This window comes from Kitasatospora cathayae (assembly GCF_027627435.1).
GTDB classification, from domain to species: Bacteria; Actinomycetota; Actinomycetes; order Streptomycetales; family Streptomycetaceae; genus Kitasatospora; species Kitasatospora cathayae.
In genome coordinates this window covers 7561204-7582428 of the sequence record NZ_CP115450.1, presented here as the reverse complement: position 1 = coordinate 7582428, position 21225 = coordinate 7561204, and the positions used below count along the sequence as shown (strand labels likewise).

Here is a 21225-nt window from a genome sequence, read left to right as displayed (position 1 = left end):
GCCGGCCGCGGCCTGGGTGTGCCCGATGTTCGACTTGATCGAGCCCAGGAGCAGCGGCTCTTCGCGGTCCTGCCCGTACGTGGCGAGCAGCGCCTGGGCCTCGATCGGGTCGCCCAGGGTCGTGCCCGTGCCGTGTGCCTCGACCACGTCGACCTGGTCGGCGCCGAGGCGGGCGTTGGCGAGCGCCTGCCGGATCACGCGCTGCTGCGACGGGCCGTTCGGGGCCGTCAGGCCGTTCGACGCGCCGTCCTGGTTGACGGCGCTGCCGCGCACGAGCGCGAGCACCGAGTGCCCGTTGCGCAGCGCGTCCGACAGCCGTTCGACGATCAGGAAGCCCGCACCCTCCGCGAAGCCCGTGCCGTCGGCGGCGGTCGCGAACGACTTGCACCGCCCGTCGGGGGCGAGCGCGCCCTGGCGGCCGAACTCGGCGAACACGCCGGGCGTCGCCATGACTGTCACGCCGCCGGTGATCGCGAGCGAGCAGTCGCCCTGGCGCAGTGCCTGGGCGGCCAGGTGCAGGGCGACCAGGGAGGAGGAGCAGGCGGTGTCGACGGCGACGGCCGGGCCCTCCAGCCCGAGTTCGTACGAGACGCGGCCGGCCACCACGCTGCCGTTGCCGTCGCTGCCCGGGTAGTCGTGGTACATCACGCCGGTGAAGACGCCGGTGCGGGTGCCGCGCAGGCCGCCGGGGTCGATGCCGGCGCGCTCCAGGGCCTCCCAGGCGAGCTCCAGCGTGAGCCGTTGCTGCGGGTCCATGGCGAGGGCCTCGCGCGGGGAGATCCCGAAGAAGCCCGGGTCGAAGTCCGCGGCGCCGTCGAGGAACCCGCCGGCGTGGGTGTGGGTGGAGTCCTCGGTGCGCAGCGTGGAGAGGTCCCAGCCGCGGTCGGCGGGGAACGGGGAGATGGCGTCCGCGCCGGACGCCACCACCTGCCAGAGCTCCTCGGGCGTGGTCACCCCGCCCGGGTAGCGGCAGGCCATGCCGACGATGGCGATCGGGTCGTGACGGCCCTCGGTCGCCGCCGCCGGGCCGTCCGTCTCCGCGTCGGCGGAGCGGACCCGGTCGTCGGCGAGGTCGAGCAGGGCGTCGACCAGGCCCGCGTCCCGGAGGCGGCGGGTCGGGATCGACTGCAGCGCGGCGCGCAGGTCGGCCTCGGCGCGGGACGCCTCACCGCTCGCAGCGGCGGTCCGCGCGCCCAGCTCGGTGACGATGAGGTCCGCCACCGCCTCGGCGTTCGGGTGGTCGAAGGCGAGGGTCGCGGGCAGACGCAGGCCAGTGCGGGTGTTGAGCCGGTTGCGCAGGTCGGTCGCGGCGAGGGAGTCGAAGCCGAGCTCCTGGAACGCGCGGTCGGGCTCGATCGCGTCGCCCGAGGCGTGGCCGAGCAGCCCGGCCACCTGCTCCCGGACGAGGTCGAGGACGATCCGCCGCTGGTCCGACTCCGTCAGCCCGGTGAGCCGGGCCGCGAGACCGTCGACCGGCGCGGCCGATGGAGCGGCGTGGGCCGCCGTGCGGCGGGCGGCCGGGACGAGGGCACGCAGCAGCGCGGGGAGCTCGTCGGTGCGGGCGCGCAGGGCGGCGGTGTCCACCCGGACCGGGACGACGGCGGCGCGCTCGCTGCGCAGACCGGCGGCGAACAGCGCCAGTCCGGCCTCGCGGGTGAGCGGCGGGACGCCCTGGGCGGCCATGCGGTTGCGGTTGAGCTCCAGGAGCTGCTCGCCGAGGCCGGCGCCGACATCCCACATGCCGTAGGCCATGGACGTGGCGGGCAGGCCGGCGGCGCGGCGGTGGGCGGCGAGGGCGTCGAGGAAGACGTTCGCAGCCGCGTAGTTGCCCTGGCCGGCGGTCAGCACCAGGCCACCGGCCGAGGAGAAGAGGACGAAGGCGGTCAGGTCGAGGTGGCTCGTCAGCTCGTGCAGATACCAGGCGCCATCGGCCTTCGGGGCCAGGACGGTGTCCATCCGGGCGGGGGTGAGTGCGCCGACCAGGCCGTTGTCACCGATACCGGCCGCGTGGATCACTGCGGACAGGCCGGGGATCGCGTCGATCAAAGCGGCCACCGCCTCGCGGTCCGCCATGTCACAGGCCCGGACCGCAGCGGCAGCGCCGAGGGCGGACAACTCCGCCACCAGTTCCACCGCACCCGGCGCCTCCAGGCCGCGACGGCTCGTCAGCACCAGGCTCCGAACACCGCACTCCGCGGCCAGGTAGCGCGCCACGACAGCACCCAGGCCACCGGTGCCGCCGGTGATCAGCACCGTGTCGTCAGCACCGACCGGCAGCGGACCCTCCGACTGCGGCAGGCGGACCAGACGTGGAACGTGGACGGCTCCGGCACGCACGGCCGCCTCCGGCTCGGCGGTGACGACGATGTCCCCGTCCGTGTCCAGCAGACCGAAGCGCCCCGGGTTCTCCGCCTGCGCGGACCGCACCAGACCCCACACCGGAGCCTGCGCCATATGCACGGGGTCGCCTTCACTGAAGGCCACCGCACCCCGCGTCACCACCACCAGACGCGACGCCGCGAACCGCTCCTCCGCCAGCCACGCCTGGAGGACCTCCAGCACGGCGTGGACGTTCGCGCGGACACCGCTCGGGACGTCCTCGGTGCCCACGAAGCCGCCGCAGTCGAGCACGACCACACCGGGCACCGGCTCCGAGGACCGTGCGACCTTGTCCCAGCTCGCCCAGGAGGCTTCCGCGGCGGACGAGTGGGCTAGCTCCGCCCACTCGATCCCGTACAGCGGGTCGACCGAACCCAGCTGCTCCGCCGAGACCGCCCGGCCCACCATGGAGGCCACGGCCAGCACCGGGCCGCCGGCCGGGTCGGCGAGGTCGAGCCGCAGCCCGCCGTCGCCGAGGCGGACGATCCGCACCCGCACCCCCGACGCGCCGACGGCCGACAGGGTCACGCCGGTCCACGCGAACGGGATCACCGTCTCCCGCTCGCCCCCACCGGCCAGGATCGCGGCGTGCATGGCCGCGTCGAGCAGCGCCGGGTGCACACCGAAGCCGTCGGCCTCGACGCCCTCCGGCAGCGCGACCTCGGCGAACAGCTCGTCTCCGCGCCGCCAGGCGGCCCGAAGGCCCTGGAACACCGGGCCGTAGCCGAACCCGGCCTCCGCCATCCGCTCGTACGCGCCCTCCACCGGCAGCGCCTCCGCGCCGACCGGCGGCCAGACCTCGAAGACCTCCGCCTCCACGCCTCCGCCGACGGCCAGCGAACCGGCCGCGTGCTGGACCCATCCGGCGTCCGGATCCCCGTCCAGGCGCGAACGGATGGTGACCTCCCGCCGGTCCGAGGCGTCCGGGCCGCCGACCCGCACGTGCAGCTGGACGGCGCCGTGCTCGGGCAGCACCAGCGGTGCCGCCAGCGTCAGCTCCTCCAGCAGCTCGCAGCCCACCTCGGCCGCGGCCCGCAGGGCGAGCTCGACCAGCGCCGCGCCCGGCACGAGGACGGTGTCCAGGACCTGGTGGTCGGCCAGCCACGGGTGCGAGTCCAGCGACAACCGACCGGTGAGGAGGAACCCGTCCGCGTGGGACAGGTCGACGGCCGCGCCGAGCAGCGGGTGCTCGAAGGCGCTCACGCCGGCCGCGCCCAGGTCGCCGAGCGGGGTCGTCGCGTCGAGCCAGTAGCGGCGGCGCTGGAACGCGTAGGTGGGCAGGTCCACCGTCCGGGCCCCGGTGCCGGCGAAGAGGACGGACCAGTCCACCTCGGCCCCGGCCGCGTGCAGCCGGCCGAGCGCGCCGACCAGGCCCGCCTCCTCGTCGCGATCCGCGTGCAGGGCGGGCACGACGCACGTGCCGGCGGCCGTCGGGTCGTCCAGGACGCCCTGCACCAGGCCCGACAGGACGGTGTCGGGGCCGAGCTCGAGGTAGCGGCGGACGCCGGCCTCGTGGAGGGTGCGGACGCCGTCGGCGAAGCGGACGGCCTCGCGGACGTGGCGCACCCAGTAGTCAGGGGTCGTGAAGTCCCCGTCCAGGGCGCCAGTGAGGTTGGAGACCAGCGGGATCGAAGGAGCGTTGTACGTCAGTCCGTCGAGAACGGAACGGAAGTCCGCCAGCATCGGGTCCATCAACGGCGAGTGGAACGCGTGCGAGACGCGCAGGCGGCTCGTCCGGCGGTCGGCGAAGTGCGCTTCGATCGCCGCCACGGCGTCCTCCGCGCCCGAAACCACGACCGACCTCGGACCGTTCACGGCCGCGATCGACACGAACTCACCCAGCAGCGGCAGGACTTCGTCCTCCGTCGCCTGCACCGCCAGCATCGCACCACCGGACGGCAACGCCTGCATCAGGCGGCCGCGGGCGCTCACCAGCGTGCTGGCGTCCGTCAGCGAGAACACCCCGGCCACGTGCGCCGCAGCCACCTCACCGATCGAGTGCCCGGCCACGAACTCCGCCCGGAGGCCCAGCGATTCGACGAGGCGGAACAGCGCGACCTCGACGGCGAACAGCGCCGTCTGGGCGTACTCCGTCCGGTTCAGCAGCTCCGCATCCGCACCCCACACCACGTCCCGCAGCGGCAGGTCCATCGAAGCGCACACCTCGTCGAAGGCCCGGGCGAACACTGGGAACCGGGCGTACAACTCCCGACCCATCCCGAGCCGTTGCGAGCCCTGACCGGAGAACAGGAACGCCGTCGCCCCACCAGCCCGGGCGGACGAGACTGCCGCGCCAGGGGCGAGTTCGCCCCGGCCCAGTGCCTTCAGCCCGGCCAGCAGGTCCGCGCGGTCCGCGCCGAGCAGCACCGCGCGGTGCTCCAGCGCCGGCCGCGTCGCGACCAGCGAGTGGGCCACGTCGAGCACGGCGAGCTCGGGCCGGGCACCGACGAGATCCGCCAGGCGCTCGGCCTGCACCCGCAGGGCCTCCGGCGTCGCCGCGGCGAGCAGCCACGGCAGCGTGCCCACCTCCCGCTCGACAGCGACTGGTCCGGCCACCGGATCCGGGCCCTGTTCCACGATCACGTGCGCATTGGTCCCGCTGATCCCGAAGGCGGACACGCCCGCCCGGCGCGGACGGCCGGTCGCCGGCCAGTCCCGCGCCTCGGCCAGCAGCTCGACCGCGCCCTCCGACCACTCGACGTGCGGCGAGGGCCGGTCGATGTGCAGCGACTTCGGCAGCACGCCGTGCTGCATCGCGAGCACCATCTTGATCACGCCGGCCACGCCGGCCGCCGCCTGCGCGTGCCCGATGTTCGACTTGATCGAGCCCAGCAGCAGCGGCAGTTCACGCTCCTGCCCGTACGTCGCCAGCAGCGCCTGCGCCTCGATCGGGTCACCGAGCGTCGTGCCGGTCCCGTGCGCCTCCACCGCGTCCACGTCGGCGGCCGACAGCCCTGCGTTCGCCAGCGCCTGACGGATCACCCGCTGCTGCGACGGCCCGTTCGGCGCCGAGAAGCCGTTGCTCGCGCCGTCCTGGTTGACGGCCGTACCGCGGATCACCGCGAGCACCCGGTGGCCGTTGCGCTCCGCGTCGGACAGCCGCTCGACGAGCAGCACGCCGACGCCCTCGGACCAGCCGACGCCGTCCGCGGCACCGGCGAACGCCTTGCAGCGGCCGTCCGCCGACAGCCCCCGCTGCCGCGAGAACTCGATGAACATGCCCGGCGTCGACATCACCGTCGCGCCGCCCGCGAGGGCCAGCGAGCACTCGCCGGTGCGCAGCGCCTGGACCGCCAGGTGCAGGGCGACGAGCGAGGAGGAGCAGGCCGTGTCGACGGTCACCGCCGGACCCTCCAGGCCCAGGGTGTAGGACACCCGGCCGGAGACGACGCTGCCGCCGCTGGTACCGGAGGGGTTCGTGTTGAGCGCGTAGTCGTGGTACATGACGCCCGCGAAGACGCCGGTCCGGCTGCCGCGCAGGGACAGCGGGTCGATGCCGGCCCGCTCCAGCGCCTCCCACGAGGTCTCCAGGAGGAGCCGCTGCTGCGGGTCCATGTAGAGGGCCTCGCGCGGGGAGATGCCGAAGAACCCGGGGTCGAAGTCGCCGGCGTCGTGCAGGAAGCTACCGTGGCGGGTGTAGCTGCGTCCCTCCTTGCCGGGCTCGGGGTCGTAGAGGTGCTCGATGTCCCAGCCGCGGTCGGTCGGCAGGCCGGTGACGGTGTCGACGCCGTCGGCCAGCAGCCGCCACAGCTCCTCGGGCGTGGTCGCGCCGCCGGGGTAGCGGCAGGCCATGCCGACGATCGCGATCGGCTCGTCGGCGGTGTGGGGGCGGACGGCGGTGCCGGTCGTCGGCGTCGTCTCCGTGCCCGCGCCGGCCAGGTCGACGAGGTGCGCGGCGACGGCCCGGGCGTTCGGGAAGTCGAAGGCGAGCGTGGCGGGCAGGCGCAGGCCGGTGCGCTTGTTGAGGCGGTTGCGCAGGTCGGTCGCGGCGAGGGAGTCGAAGCCGAGCTCCTGGAACGCACGCTCGGGCGCGATCGCCTCGGCGGAGGCGTGGCCGAGCACGGCGGCCACCTCCGCCCGTACGAGCTCCAGCGCCAGGTGCCGGCCCTCGCCCTCCCCCAGCCGGGCGAGGCGCCCGGCCAGGCCGGTCTCGGCCGCGCGGCCGCTCGTGGGCAGCTCGGCGCGCCGGCGCAGTGCGGCGAGGCCGCGCAGGAGCGCGGGGACCTCGTCGGTGCGGGCGCGCAGGGCGGCCGCGTCGACCCGGATCGGGACGACGGCGGGGCGCTCGCTGCGCAGGGCGGTGGCGAAGAGGGCGAGGCCGGTCGCGTGGTCGAGCACGGGGACGCCCTGGCTGGCCATCCGCACCCGGTCGACGTCCGCGAGGTCGCGGCCGAGGCCGGCGCCGACGTCCCACAAGCCGTAGGCCATGGACGTGGCGGGCAGGCCGGCGGCGCGGCGGTGGGCTGCGAGGGCGTCGAGGAAGACGTTCGCCGCCGCGTAGTTGCCCTGGCCGGCGGTCAGCACCAGGGCACCGGCCGAGGAGAAGAGGACGAAGGCGGTCAGGTCCAGGTGGCTCGTCAGCTCGTGCAGATACCAGGCGCCATCGGCCTTCGGGGCCAGGACGGCGTCGATGCGCTCGGGCGTGAGTGCACCGACCAGGCCGTTGTCACCAACGCCAGCGGCGTGGATCACGGCGGACAGGCCGGGGATCGCGTCGACCAAAGCGGCCACCGCCTCGCGGTCCGCCACGTCACAGACGCGCACGTCGGCGACGGCGCCGAGGGCGGACAGCTCCGCCACCAGCTCGGCCGCGCCCGGCGCCTCCAGGCCGCGACGGCTCGTCAGCACCAGGCTGCGCACGCCGCACTCCGCGGCCAGGTACCGGGCCACGACGGCCCCCAGACCGCCCGTGCCGCCGGTGATCAGCACCGTGTCACCCACGCCGACCGGCAGCGGACCCTCCGACTGCGGGAGCCGGACCAGACGCGGGACGTGAACGGCCCCGCCACGCACGGCCGCCTCCGGCTCGGCGGTGACGATCACCTCCCCGTCGGTGTCCAGCAGACCGAAGCGACCCGGGTTCTCCGCCTGCGCCGCCCGGACCAGACCCCACACCGGAGCCTGCGCCAGATCCACCGCCTCGGTCCCACCAAAGGCCACCGCCCCCCGCGTCACCACCACCAACCGCGACGCCGCGAACCGCTCCTCCGCCAGCCACGCCTGCACCACGCGCAGCACCTGCTGCGTCATCTCGCGTACGGCCGCCGGAACGTCGCCGTCCGGGGCGACCAGGCTCGCGCAGTCCAGGACGACGGTCTCGGGAGCCGGCCCCTCGGCGGGCAGGGCGTCCCAGGCCGTCCACTGCGCGGCCGCCTCAGTGGCGGCCGGCAGCTCCGCCCACTCGACCGCGTACAGCGGGTCGGCCGAGCCCAGCTGCTGAGCCGAGACCGCCCGGCCCTTCACGGAGGCCACCGTCAGCACGGGGGCACCGGCAGGGTCGGCGAGGTCGAGCCGCAGCCCGCCGTCGAGCCGGAGCAGGCGCACCCGTACGGCCGGCGCGCCGACGGCGCGCAGTGCGGCGCCCGTCCACGCGAACGGGACCACGGTGTCGTCACTCCCGGCATCGACGATGGCGACGTGCATGGCCGCGTCGAGGAGCGCCGGGTGCAGGCCGAAGCCGTCGGCCTCGACGTCCTCGGGGAGCTCGACGTCCGCGAACAGCTCGTCGCCGCGCCGCCAGGCGGCCCGCAGGCCCCGGAACGCGTGGCCGTAGCCGAACCCGGCCTCGGCCATCCGCTCGTAGGCGCCCTCCACCGGCAGTGCCTCGGCGTCGGCCGGCGGCCAGACGCCGAAGGCCTCCGCCTCCATGGCTCCGCCGACGGCCAGCGAACCGGCCGCGTGCTGGACCCACCCGGCGTCCGGTTCCCCGTCCGGGCGGGTGTGGACCGTGAGCTCGCGGCGCCCGGTGGCGTCCGGTGTTCCCACGCGGAGCTGGAGCTGGAGCGCGCCCTGCTCGGGCAGCACCAGCGGTGCCGCCAGGGTCAGCTCCTCCACCTGGTCGCAGCCCACCTCGGCCGCGGCCCGCAGGGCGAGTTCGAGCAGGCCGGCGCCGGGGAGCAGGACCGTACCCTGGACGACATGATCGGCCAGCCAGGGGAACGCGGCCGTCGACAGGCGCCCGGTGAGCACCAGCCCGTCCTCGTCGGCCAGTTCGACCGCCGCGCCGAGCAGCGGGTGCGTGCTGGCGCCGAGCCCGGCGGAGCGGACGTCGCCGCCACGGGCGACGAGGGGCGCGGGCCAGAAGCGGGTGCGCTGGAAGGCGTACGTCGGCAGGTCGATCCTGCGGGCGCCGGTGCCGACGAACAGGGGGGCCCAGTCGACCGTGGCGCCGTGGACGTGGAGGCGGGCGAGGGCGTCGACGAAGGTCCGCTCCTCGGCGCGGCCGCGGCGCAGCGCCGGGACGGCTTCGACCTCGCCGTCGGGCAGGGCGCCGGCTGTGAGGGCGGTGAGGACGGTGTCGGGGCCGAGTTCGAGGTAGCGGCGGACGCCGGCCTCGTGGAGGGTGCGGACGCCGTCGGCGAAGCGGACGGCCTCGCGGACGTGGCGCACCCAGTAGTCGGGGGTCGTGAAGTCCCCGTCCAGGGCACCGGTCAGGTTGGAGACCAGCGGGATCGACGGGGCGTTGTAGGTGAGCCCGCTGAGGACCTCGCGGAAGTCTTCCAGCATCGGGTCCATCAGCGGCGAGTGGAAGGCGTGCGAGACGCGCAGGCGGTTCGACTTGCGGTCGGCGTAGTGGGCCTCGATGGCGGCGACGGCCTCCTCCGTCCCCGAGACGACGACCGAGCGCGGGCCGTTGACCGCCGCGATCGACACGAAGTCGCCCAGCAGCGGCAGGACTTCGTCCTCCGTCGCCTGCACGGCCAGCATCGCACCACCCACAGGAAGCGCCTGCATCAGCCGGCCGCGGGCGCTCACCAGCGCACACGCATCGGCGAGCGAGAACACCCCGGCCACGTGCGCCGCGGCCACCTCACCGATCGAATGCCCGGCCACGAACTCCGCCCGCACACCCAACGATTCGACCAGCCGGTACAGCGCCACCTCGACGGCGAACAGCCCGGCCTGGGCGTAGACGGTCCGGTTCAGCAGTTCCTGGTCCTCGCCCCACACGATGCTTCGGAGGGGCCGGTCGAGGTGCTCGTCCAGTGCTGCGCAGACGGCGTCGAAGGCGTCGGCGAACACCGGGAAGCGGGCATGCAACTCCTCTCCCATGCCGAGCCGTTGCGATCCCTGACCGGAGAAGAGGAACGCACTCTTGCCTTCGGCGGCCGCGCCCCGGGCGAGCTCGACGCCGTCCACGAGCACCGCGCGGTGCGGGAACGCCGTCCGCCCTGCCAGGGTGAACGCCACATCAGCAGCGGGGAGTTCACCGAGCTCCGCGAGTCGCGCGACCTGGGCGTCCAGCGCCGCTTCGGACTTCGCGGATACCACCCAGGGCATCGCTCCCACCACCGCGGCGTCCTGCACGGCCTCTGGCTCACCCTGTTCCAGGATGACGTGGGCGTTGGTCCCGCTGATCCCGAAGGACGACACACCCGCGCGACGCGCGTGACCGGTGGCCGGCCAGTCCGTGCACTCGGTGAGCAGCTCGACGGCGCCGGCCGTCCAGTCGACGTGCGACGAGGGCGCGTCCACGTGCAGCGTGCGCGGCAGCACGCCGTGCTGCATCGCCAGCACCATCTTGATCACGCCCGCGACGCCGGCCGCCGCCTGCGCGTGCCCGATGTTCGACTTGATCGAGCCCAACAGCAGCGGCAGTTCACGGTCCTGGCCATAGGTCGCGAGCAGCGCCTGGGCCTCGATCGGGTCACCGAGCGTCGTGCCCGTGCCGTGCGCCTCCACCGCGTCGACCTCGGCGGCCGACAACCCGGCACTCGCCAGCGCCTGACGGATCACCCGCTGCTGCGAAGGCCCGTTCGGCGCGGTCAGCCCGTTCGACGCGCCGTCCTGGTTCACCGCGCTCCCCCGCAGAACCGCGAGGACGGTGTGCCCGTTGCGGCGGGCGTCCGACAGGCGCTCCAGCACCACCACGCCGACGCCCTCACCCCAGCCCACGCCGTCCGCCGCCTCCGCGAACGAACGGCACCGGCCGTCGGCCGACAGGCCGCCCTGGCGCGAGAACTCCACGAACGTGTTCGGCGTCGACATCACCGTCACGCCACCGGCCAGCGCCAGCGAGCACTCACCGCCGCGCAGCGCCTGCGCCGCCAGGTGCATCGCCACCAGCGACGATGAGCACGCCGTGTCCACCGTCACCGCCGGACCCTCCAGGCCCAGCGTGTACGAGACGCGGCCCGACGCCACGCTGCCCGCGCTGCCGCTGCCCTGGTAGCCCTCGAACTCACCGCCGCCCAGCAGGCTCGCGTAGTCCGCGTACATCACGCCCGCGAAGACTCCGGTCCGGCTGCCGCGCAGCGTCGCCGGATCGATGCCGGCCCGCTCGAACGCCTCCCACGACGTCTCCAGCAGCAGGCGCTGCTGCGCATCCGTCGCCAGCGCCTCGCGCGGGCTCATGCCGAAGAACTCGTGATCGAAATCCCCTGCCGTGTGCAGGAATCCGCCGGAGCGCGTGTAGGACGTCCCGATGTGCTCCGGGTCCGGGTCGTAGAGGTTCGCGATGTCCCAGCCGCGGTTCGTCGGGAAGCCGGAGACCGCGTCCACGCCGTCGGCCACCAGCCGCCACAGGTCCTCGGGCGACTCGACGCCGCCCGGATAGCGGCAGGCCATGCCGACGATCACGATCGGGTCGTCCGACACCGACGGCAGCGCCTCGGGAACGTGGACGACGCTCTCCGTGCCGAACAGCCCCTCCAGCAGAAAGCCGGCCAGCGCGCTCGCCGTCGGGTAGTCGAACACCACGGTGGCCGGGAGCTGGAGACCGGTCACCGCCTTGAGCCGGTTGCGCAGCTCGACCGCCGTCAGCGAGTCGAAGCCGAGGTCCTGGAACGCCTTCGACGGATCGACCGCCGAGCCGGCCTCGTGTCCCAGCACCAGCGCGATCTGGTCGCGCACCAGGGTCAGGACGGCCGCCCGCCGCTCGTCGCCGCCGAGGCCCGACAGCCGCTGCGCCAGGCCGGCCGCCCCGGCCGAACCGGCGACGGCGGCGCGCCGCACCCGGCTCCGCACCAGACCGCGCAGCAGCGCGGGCACCTCACCCTGCGCGGCCATCGCCGAGAGGTCGAGGCGGACCGGCAGCACGGCCGGGTGACCGGTGGCGAGCGCCGCGTCGAAGAGCGCGACGCCCTGGTCCGGGGCGATGACCGGCAGACCGAGCCGGGCGATGCGCTGGGCCTCCGCGTCGGTGAGGGTGCCGGTCATGCCGGCCACGTCGGTCCACGGGCCCCAGGCGAGGGAGACGGCGGGCAGGCCGAGCGAGCGGCGGTGGACGGCCAGCGCGTCCAGGTAGGCGTTGCCCGCCGCGTAGGCGGCCTGGCCGGCGCTGCCGAACGTACCGGCGACGGAGGAGAACAGGACGAAGGTCTCGACGTTCCCAGCGGCCACGTGGAGGTTCCACGCCGCGTCCGCCTTCGGGCGCAGGACTGCCGAGACGCGCTCGGCGGTCAGGGACCCGACCACGCCGTCGTCGAGCACGCCGGCCGTGTGGACGACCGCACGGATCTCGTGCCGGGCGAACAGGTCCGCCACCGCCGCCGGGTCGGCGACATCGCACGCCTCGACCTTCGCCCCGGCCCCGAGTTCCGCCAGCAGTTCCCCGACGCCCTCGGCATCCCCACCACGGCGGCTCACCAGCAGCAGATCACGCACCCCGTGCTCGGCCACCAGGTGCCGGGCCACGACCCGGCCCAGGCCGCCCGTGCCACCGGTGACCAGAACCGTGCCCTCGGCCGGCCACGCCACCGTTTCCACCGGCGTCTCCATCCGGGCGAGGCGCGCCGCGAACACCTCACCGTCACGGACGAGCAGCTGCGGCTCCTCCAGGCCCAAGGCCTCCGACGGCAGTTCCTCCGACCCCGCCAGATCCACCAGACCGAACCGGCCCGGCTCCTCCGACATCGCCGACCGCACCAGACCCCACGCCGCAGCACCCGGCAGGTCCTCACCCGCCACCACGCCACGCGTCACGAACACCAGACGAGACCCGGCGAAACGCTCCTCCGCCAGCCACCCCTGCACCAGCTCCAACACACGCGCCGTCCCCGCGTGCACCTCATCCACGGCCATCTCGACCACCACCACCGGCGGAACGACCTCCGACACCTCCGCCAGCGACCCGACCACCACGAACTCCGGCGCGACAGACGCCTTCACCGACACCCAGTCCACCCGGAACAACGCGTCCCGAGTCGCCACCGCGTCGTCCGCCGTCACCGGCCGCACGGCCAGTGACCCCACCGACGCCACCGGGCGCCCCTCGGTGTCGGCGATCGCGAGCGACACCCCGCCGCCCGCCGCCGGGGTCAGCCGCACCCGCACCACCGACGCGCCGGACGCGTGCAGAGCCACGTCCCCCCACGCGAACGGCACCCCGCGCTCCTCGGACCCGGTCAGCGCGAACGCGTGGAGGCAGGCGTCGAACAGTGCCGGGTGCAGGCCGAAGCCGCCGCCGTCGGTGCCCTCGGGCAGGGCGACCTCCGCGAAGACCTCGTCCCCGCGCCGCCACGCCGCGCCGAGCCCCCGGAACGCCGGGCCGTAGCCGAACCCGGCCTCCGCCAGGCCCTCGTACAGCCCGGTCAGGTCGACCGCCTCGGCGCCGGCCGGCGGCCACACCGCAGCCTCGAACGGCGCGTGCGTCACGCCCGCTCCCAGCACACCGGTGGCGTGGAGGGTCCAGTCCGTCCCGTCCACGTCGTCCGGCCGGCCGTGGACGGTGAGCGCACGCCGCCCGGAGGCGTCCGGCTCGCCGACCCACACCTGCACCCGCACAACGCCCCGCTCGGGCAGGACGAGCGGCGCGGCGAGCGTCAGCTCCTCGACGAGGTCGCAACCGACCTCGTCTCCCGCGCGCACCGCCAGCTCGAGCAGCGCCGTGCCCGGCACCACGACCGAGCCCATGACGACGTGGTCCGCCAGCCACCCGTGCGAGCGGGCCGACAGCCGACCGGTGAACAGGTAGCCGTCCGTGTTGACGAGCTCGACGGCCGCGCCGAGCATCGGGTGCTCGGCGGCGCCGAGGCCCGCGAGCCGGACGTCGCCGCCGCGGGCGAGGGTGACGGCCGGCCAGTGGTTCCGGCGCTGGAACGCGTAGGTGGGCACGTTCGCGGCGCGGGCGCCGGTCCCGGCGAAGAGGGCGGTCCAGTCGACGCGGGCGCCGGTGACGTGCAGGCGGGCCAGGGCGGTCAGAACGCTCGTGTCCTCGGCCTGGTCCTTGCGGAGAACGGGGGCGAGGACGGCGTCGTCGCAGAGGCAGGACGCCGCGAGCGCCGTCAGGACGCCGTCGGGGCCGAGCTCCAGGAAGCGGGTGACACCCGCGGCCTCCAAAGTGCGGATCCCGTCGGCGAAACGGACGGCCTCGCGGACGTGGCGCACCCAGTACTCCGGTCCCTGAACGCCTTCGACCAGGGCACCGGTCAGGTTGGAGACCAGCGGGATCGCAGGGGCCCGGTACGTCAGCCCGTCGAGAACGGAACGGAAGTCCTCCAACATCGAGTCCATCAACGGCGAGTGGAACGCGTGCGAGACCCGCAGCCGCGTCGTCTTCCGGTCGGCGAAGTGCGCGCGGACCGCGTCAACGGCCTCCTCCGTACCGGACACCACGACGGACGTCGGGCCGTTGACGGCGGCAACCGAGACGAACTCGCCCAGCAGCGGCAGGACTTCCTCCTCCGTCGCCTGCACCGCCAGCATCGCACCACCCACAGGAAGCGCCTGCATCAGCCGACCACGGGCGCCCACCAGTGCGCAGGCGTCCGCCAGCGAGAACACCCCGACGACGTACGCAGCCGCGACCTCGCCGATCGAGTGCCCCGCCACGAACTCGGCGCGGACACCCAACGATTCAACCAGCCGGTACAGCGCCACCTCGACGGCGAACAACCCCGCCTGGGCATACGCGGTCCGGTTCAGCAGCTCCGCGTCCGAACCCCAGACCACGTCGCGCAAGGCCGGATCCAGCTCCGCGCACACCTCGTCGAAGGCCCGGGCGAACACCGGGAACCGGGCGTACAACTCCCGCCCCATCCCCAGCCGCTGCGACCCCTGCCCCGAGAACAGGAACGCCGTCCCGCCCTCGCCCGCGATCCCCCGGGCGAGCTCGACGCCGTCCACGAGCACCGCGCGGTGCGGGAACGCCGTCCGCCCGGCCAGGGTGAACGCCACATCAGCAGCGGGGAGTTCACCGAGCTCCGCGAGTCGCGCGACCTGGGCGTCCAGCGCCGCTTCGGACTTCGCGGATACCACCCAGGGCATCGCTCCCACCACCGCGGCGTCCTGCACGACCTCTGGCTCACCCTGTTCCAGGATGACGTGGGCGTTGGTCCCGCTGATCCCGAAGGACGACACACCCGCGCGACGCGCGTGACCGGTGACCGGCCAGTCCGTGCACTCGGTGAGCAGCTCGACGGCGCCGGCCGTCCAGTCGACGTGCGACGAGGGCGCGTCCACGTGCAGCGTGCGCGGCAGCACGCCGTGCTGCATCGCCAACACCATCTTGATCACGCCCGCGACGCCGGCCGCCGCCTGCGCGTGCCCGATGTTCGACTTGATCGAGCCCAACAGCAGCGGCAGTTCACGGTCCTGGCCATAGGTCGCGAGCAGCGCCTGGGCCTCGATCGGGTCACCGAGCGTCGTGCCCGTGCCGTGCGCCTCCACCGCGTCGACCTCGGCGGCCGACAACCCGGCACTCGCCAGCGCCTGACGGATCACCCGCTGCTGCGAAGGCCCGTTCGGCGCGGTCAGCCCGTTCGACGCGCCGTCCTGGTTCACCGCGCTCCCCCGCAGAACCGCGAGGACGGTGTGCCCGTTGCGGCGGGCGTCCGACAGGCGCTCCAGCACCACCACGCCGACGCCCTCACCCCAGCCCACGCCGTCCGCCGCCTCCGCGAACGAACGGCACCGGCCGTCGGCCGACAGGCCGCCCTGGCGCGAGAACTCCACGAACGTGTTCGGCGTCGACATCACCGTCACGCCACCGGCCAGCGCCAGCGAGCACTCACCGCCGCGCAGCGCCTGCGCCGCCAGGTGCATCGCCACCAGCGACGATGAGCACGCCGTGTCCACCGTCACCGCCGGACCCTCCAGGCCCAGCGTGTACGAGACGCGGCCCGACGCCACGCTGCCCGCGCTGCCGCTGCCCTGGTAGCCCTCGAACTCACCGCCGCCCAGCAGGCTCGCGTAGTCCGCGTACATCACGCCCGCGAAGACTCCGGTCCGGCTGCCGCGCAGCGTCGCCGGATCGATGCCGGCCCGCTCGAACGCCTCCCACGACGTCTCCAGCAGCAGGCGCTGCTGCGCATCCGTCGCCAGCGCCTCGCGCGGGCTCATGCCGAAGAACTCGGGGTCGAACTCCCCGGCGTCGTGCAGGAACGCGCCGCGCCGGGTGTAGGACGTGCCGGGGACGGACCGGTCCTCGTTGTAGAGCGAGTCGAGGTCCCAGCCGCGGTTCTCCGGGAAGTCGGACACCGCGTCCACGCCGTCGGCCACCAGCCGCCACAGGTCCTCGGGCGACTCGACGCCGCCCGGATAGCGGCAGGCCATGCCGACGATGACCACCGGGTCGTCCGACAGCACCGGGAGCACGGCCGGGAGTTCCTGGGCCTTCTCCGTGCCGAACAGGCCCTCCAGGACGCAGCCGGCCAGCGCGTTCGCCGTCGGGTAGTCGAACACCACGGTGGCCGGGAGCTGGAGACCGGTCACCGCCTTGAGCCGGTTGCGCAGCTCGACCGCCGTCAGCGAGTCGAAGCCGAGGTCCTGGAACGCCCGCGACGGGTCGACGACCGAGCCGCCCTCGTGACCGAGGACCACGGCGATCCGGTCGCGCACGAGCTCCAGGACGGTCGCCCGCCGCTCGTCGGCGGTCAGGCCGGACAACCGCTGTGCCAGGCCCGCCGAGGCGGCCGTGCCGGCGACCGCCGCGCGCCGGACCCGGCTGTGCACCAGTCCGCGCAGCAGAACCGGCACCGAGTCCTGGGCGCGCAGCGCGGCCAGGTCGAAGCGGACGGGCAGGACCGCGGGCTCACCCGCCGCGAGCGAGGCGTCGAACAGGGCGGCGCCCTCGGCGGGGGTGAGCTCCGGCATGCCCGAGCGGGCGATGCGGTGCAGGTCGACGTCGGCGAGCGTGCCGATCATGCCGCCGTCGCGGGTCCACGGGCCCCAGGCCTGCGAGACGGCGGGCAGGCCGAGCGAGCGGCGGTGGACGGCCAGCGCGTCCAGGTAGGCGTTGCCCGCCGCGTAGGCGGCCTGGCCGGGGCCGCCGAAGACGCCGGAGACGGAGGAGAACAGGACGAAGGCCGCCAGCTCGCGGTCCTTCGTGGCCTCGTGCAGGTTCCACGCCGCGTCCGCCTTCGGGCGCAGGACGGCCGAGACGCGCTCGGCGGTAAGAGACCCGACCACGCCGTCGTCGAGCACGCCGGCCGTGTGGACGACCGCACGGATCTCGTGCCGGGCGAACAGGTCCGCCACCGCCGCCGGGTCGGCGACATCGCACGCCTCGACCTTCGCCCCGGCCCCGAGCTCCGCCAGCAGCTCCCCGACGCCCTCGGCATCCCCACCACGGCGGCTCACCAGCAGCAGATCACGCACCCCGTGCTCGGCCACCAGGTGCCGGGCCACGACCCGGCCCAGGCCGCCCGTGCCACCGGTGACCAGAACCGTGCCCTCGCCGGTCCAGACGACCGGCTCGCCCGTCGGCTCGGCGCGAACGAGCCGGGCCGCGAGGACCTCGCCGTCGCGGACGAGCAGCTGCGGCTCGTCCAACCCCAGGGCCTCGGAGGGCAGTTCCTCGGAACCCGCCAGATCCACCAGTCCGAACCGGCCCGGCTCCTCCGACATCGCCGACCGCACCAGACCCCACGCAGCTGCGCCCGGCAGGTCCTCGCCCACCACCACACCGCGCGTCACGAAGACCAGGCGAGACCCGGCGAAACGCTCCTCCGCCAGCCAGCCCTGCACCAGCTCCAGCGCTCGGGCCGTCCCCGTGTGCACGTCGCCGTCCGCCGGCCGGATCACCACGACCGGCGGCACGTCCGCCGGCACCTCGGCCAGGGAGGTCACCTCGACGAACTCCGGCGCGACGGACGCCTTCACCGGCACCCAGTCGACCCGGAACAGCCCGTCCCGAGCCGCCACCGGCTCGCCGCCCGACACCGCGCGCAGGGCCAGCGACCCCACCGACGCCACCGGCAGGCCCTCGGCGTCGGCGACCGCCACCGCGACGGACTCCTCGCCGGTCCGGGTGACGCGCACGCGCACCGAGGACGCGCCGGAGGCGTGCAGCGACACGTCCTCCCACGAGAACGGCACGACGCCGTGCGGCAGCCCGTTGACGGCCGTCACGTGCAGGGCGGCGTCGAGCAGGGCCGGGTGCAGGCCGTAGCCCGCGCCCTCGGTGCCGTCCGGCAGGGCGACGTCGGCGAAGATGTCGTCCCCGCGCCGCCAGGCCGCCCGCAGGCCCTGGAACACCGGGCCGTACGCGTAGCCGCCGTCGGCCATGCCTTCGTACAGCCCGGTGAGGTCGACCGCCTCGGCGCCGGCCGGCGGCCAGACGGACGTGTCGAACGCGGAGCGCGTCTCCCCCGTGGCCAGGACGCCGGTCGCGTGCTGGTCCCAGGCCCTGCCGTCGGCGCCCTCGGGCCGGGAGGCGATGGTGAAGGTGCGGCGGCCGGTCTCGTCGGCCGCGCCGACGCGCAGCTGAAGCTGGACGCCCGCGTGCTCGGGCAGGACGAGCGGCGCGGCCAGGGTGAGTTCCTCGACGCGGTCGCAGCCGGCCTCGTCCCCGGCGCGGACGGCCAGTTCGAGGAACGCGGTGCCGGGCAGCAGGACGTTGCCGCGCACGACGTGGTCGGCGAGCCACGGGTGGGACCGGCAGGACAACCGGGAGCTGAACAACAGGCCGTCGTCGTCGAAGAGTTCGAGCGAGGCGGAGAGCAGCGGGTGGTCGGCGGCGCCGAGGCCCGCGGCGCCGAGGTCGCCGGCGGTCGTGGCGGCGGTGACGGGCCAGTAGCGGCGGCGTTGGAAGGCGTAGGTCGGCAGGTCGACCGGGCGGACGGGGGTGCCGGCGAAGAGGGCGGTCCAGTCGACGCGGGCGCCGGTGACGTGCAGGCGGGCCAGGGCGGTCAGAACGCTCGTGTCCTCGGCCTGGTCCTTGCGGAGAACGGGGGCGAGGACGGCGTCGTCGCAGAGGCAGGACGCCGCGAGCGCCGTCAGGACGCCGTCGGGGCCGAGCTCCAGGAAGCGGGTGACACCCGCGGCCTCCAAAGTGCGGATCCCGTCGGCGAAACGGACGGCCTCGCGGACGTGGCGCACCCAGTACTCCGGTCCCTGAACGCCTTCGACCAGGGCACCGGTCAGGTTGGAGACGAGCGGGATCGCAGGGGCCCGGTACGTCAGCCCGTCGAGAACGGAACGGAAGTCCTCCAACATCGGGTCCATCAGCGGCGAGTGGAACGCGTGCGAGACCCGCAGCCGCGTCGTCTTCCGGTCGGCGAAGTGCGCGCGGACCGCGTCAACGGCCTCCTCCGTGCCGGACACCACGACGGACGTCGGGCCGTTGACGGCGGCAATCGAGACGAACTCGCCCAGCAGCGGCAGGACTTCCTCCTCCGTCGCCTGCACCGCCAGCATCGCACCACCCGCCGGCAGCGCCTGCATCAGCCGACCACGGGCGGCCACCAGGACGCAGGCATCAGCGAGCGAGAACACCCCGGCGACATGCGCCGCCACCACCTCACCGATCGAGTGCCCCGCCACGAACTCGACGCGGACACCCAACGATTCAACCAGCCGGTACAGCGCCACCTCCACCGCGAACAACCCCGCCTGGGCATACGCGGTCCGGTTCAGCAGCTCCGCGTCCGAACCCCACACCACCTCGCGCAAGGCCGGATCCAGCTCCGCGCACACCTCGTCGAAGGCCCGGGCGAACACCGGGAACCGGGCGTACAACTCCCGCCCCATCCCCAGCCGCTGCGACCCCTGCCCCGAGAACAGGAACGCCGTCCCGCCACCCCGAACCGCGCCTTCGACGCCCCCGCCCGAGCCCGCCGCCAGCGCGTCGAGCCCGCGCAACAGCTCGTCCCGGTCCGAACCGACCACCACGGCAGAGTGGTTGAGCATCGACCGGCTCGCCGCCAACGCCGCCGCGACGTCCGCGACCGGCAGGCCCGCCGCGGCCTCGCGCAGGCGGGCGGCCTGGGCGCGCAACGCGTCCGGCGTGCGTCCGCTGAGCACCCACGGCATGACGGCCGGCGCCGGGGCAGCCGCCTCCGGCTCCGCCGCCACGGCCTCGTCCGCTTGCTCCAGCACGACGTGCGCGTTGGTCCCGCTGATGCCGAACGCCGAGACGCCTGCCCGGCGCGGCCGCCCGGTCTCCGGCCAGTCGCGGGCCTCCGCCAGCAGTTCGACGGCACCCGCCGTCCAGTCCACGTGCGAGGACGGCTCGTCGATGTGCAGGGTGGCCGGCAGCAGGCCGGCGCGAAGCGCCATGACCGTCTTGATCACGCCCGCGACGCCGGCCGCCGCCTGCGCGTGGCCGATGTTCGACTTGACGCCGCCGAGGTAGAGCGGACGGTCGGCGGGCCGGTCCTGGCCATAGGTGGCGAGCAGGGCCTGGGCCTCGATCGGGTCGCCGAGGGTCGTACCGGTGCCGTGCGCCTCCACGGCGTCGACCTGGTCGGGGGTGAGACGGGCGTTCTCGAGCGCGGCCCGGATGACACGCTGCTGGGAGGGCCCGTTGGGGGCGGTCAGGCGGCTGCTGGCGCCGTCCTGGTTGACGGCGGTGCCCCGGACGACGGCGAGGACCTCGTGGCCGAGGCGTCGGGCGTCCGAGAGCCGCTCGACCAGCAGCACGCCGACGCCCTCCGCCCACGAGGTGCCGTCCGCGGCTTCTGCGAAGGGCTTGCAGCGGCCGTCGGGGGCGAGGCCGCGCTGACGGGAGAACTCGGTGAACAGGCGGGTGGTGGGCATGACGGCGACGCCGCCGGCGACGGCCATCGAGCACTCGCCGGCGCGCAGCGCGCGGACCGCGAGGTGGAGGGCGACCAGGGCGGAGGAGCACGCGGTGTCGACGGTGACGGCCGGGCCCTCCAGCCCGAGGGTGTAGGCGATGCGGCCGGACAGGACGCTCACGGCCCCACCGGTGAGGAGGTGCCCCTCGGTCTCCTCGGTCTGTCGCGCGAGGGAGCCGTAATCGGTGTCCGCGCCCCCGATGAACACGCCGGTGTCGCTGCCGCGCAGGGCGGCGGGTGCGATCCGGGCCCGCTCGACGGCTTCCCAGGCCGATTCGAGGAGGAGTCGCTGCTGCGGGTCCATCGCGAGCGCCTCGCGCGGGGCGATGCCGAACAGTTCGGCGTCGAAGTCGGCGACGCCGTCGAGGAACCCGCCGTGGCGCACGTAGCTCTTGCCGGGTGTGCCGGGCGTGGGGTCGTAGAGGTTCCCGGTGTCCCAGCCGCGGTCCTCGGGGAGGTCGCCGATGGCGTCGGCGCCGTCGGCGACGAGCCGCCAGAGGTCCTCCGGGGTCCGGACACCGCCGGGGAAGCGGCACGCCATCCCGATGATCGCGATCGGCTCGGCGTCCCTCGCCTCGACGGACTCCAGGCGCAGCTTGGTGCGCCGCAGGTCCGCGGTGACCTTCTTGAGGTAGTCGCGGAGCTTGTCCTCGGAGGTGCTGGCCAT

Annotated in this window: 1 protein-coding gene (only partly in view); it reads right to left on the bottom strand. The window is 74.6% G+C overall.

The genetic code is table 11. The annotated features are described in order from the left end of the window. Positions 1 to 21225: the 5' portion of a type I polyketide synthase gene (locus O1G21_RS33940; protein WP_270149102.1), read on the bottom strand. The gene continues 9177 nt to the left of window position 1, outside the view; the window shows 21225 of its 30402 coding nt (coding positions 1-21225); it begins with the start codon at positions 21223 to 21225; its stop codon lies beyond the left edge, outside the window.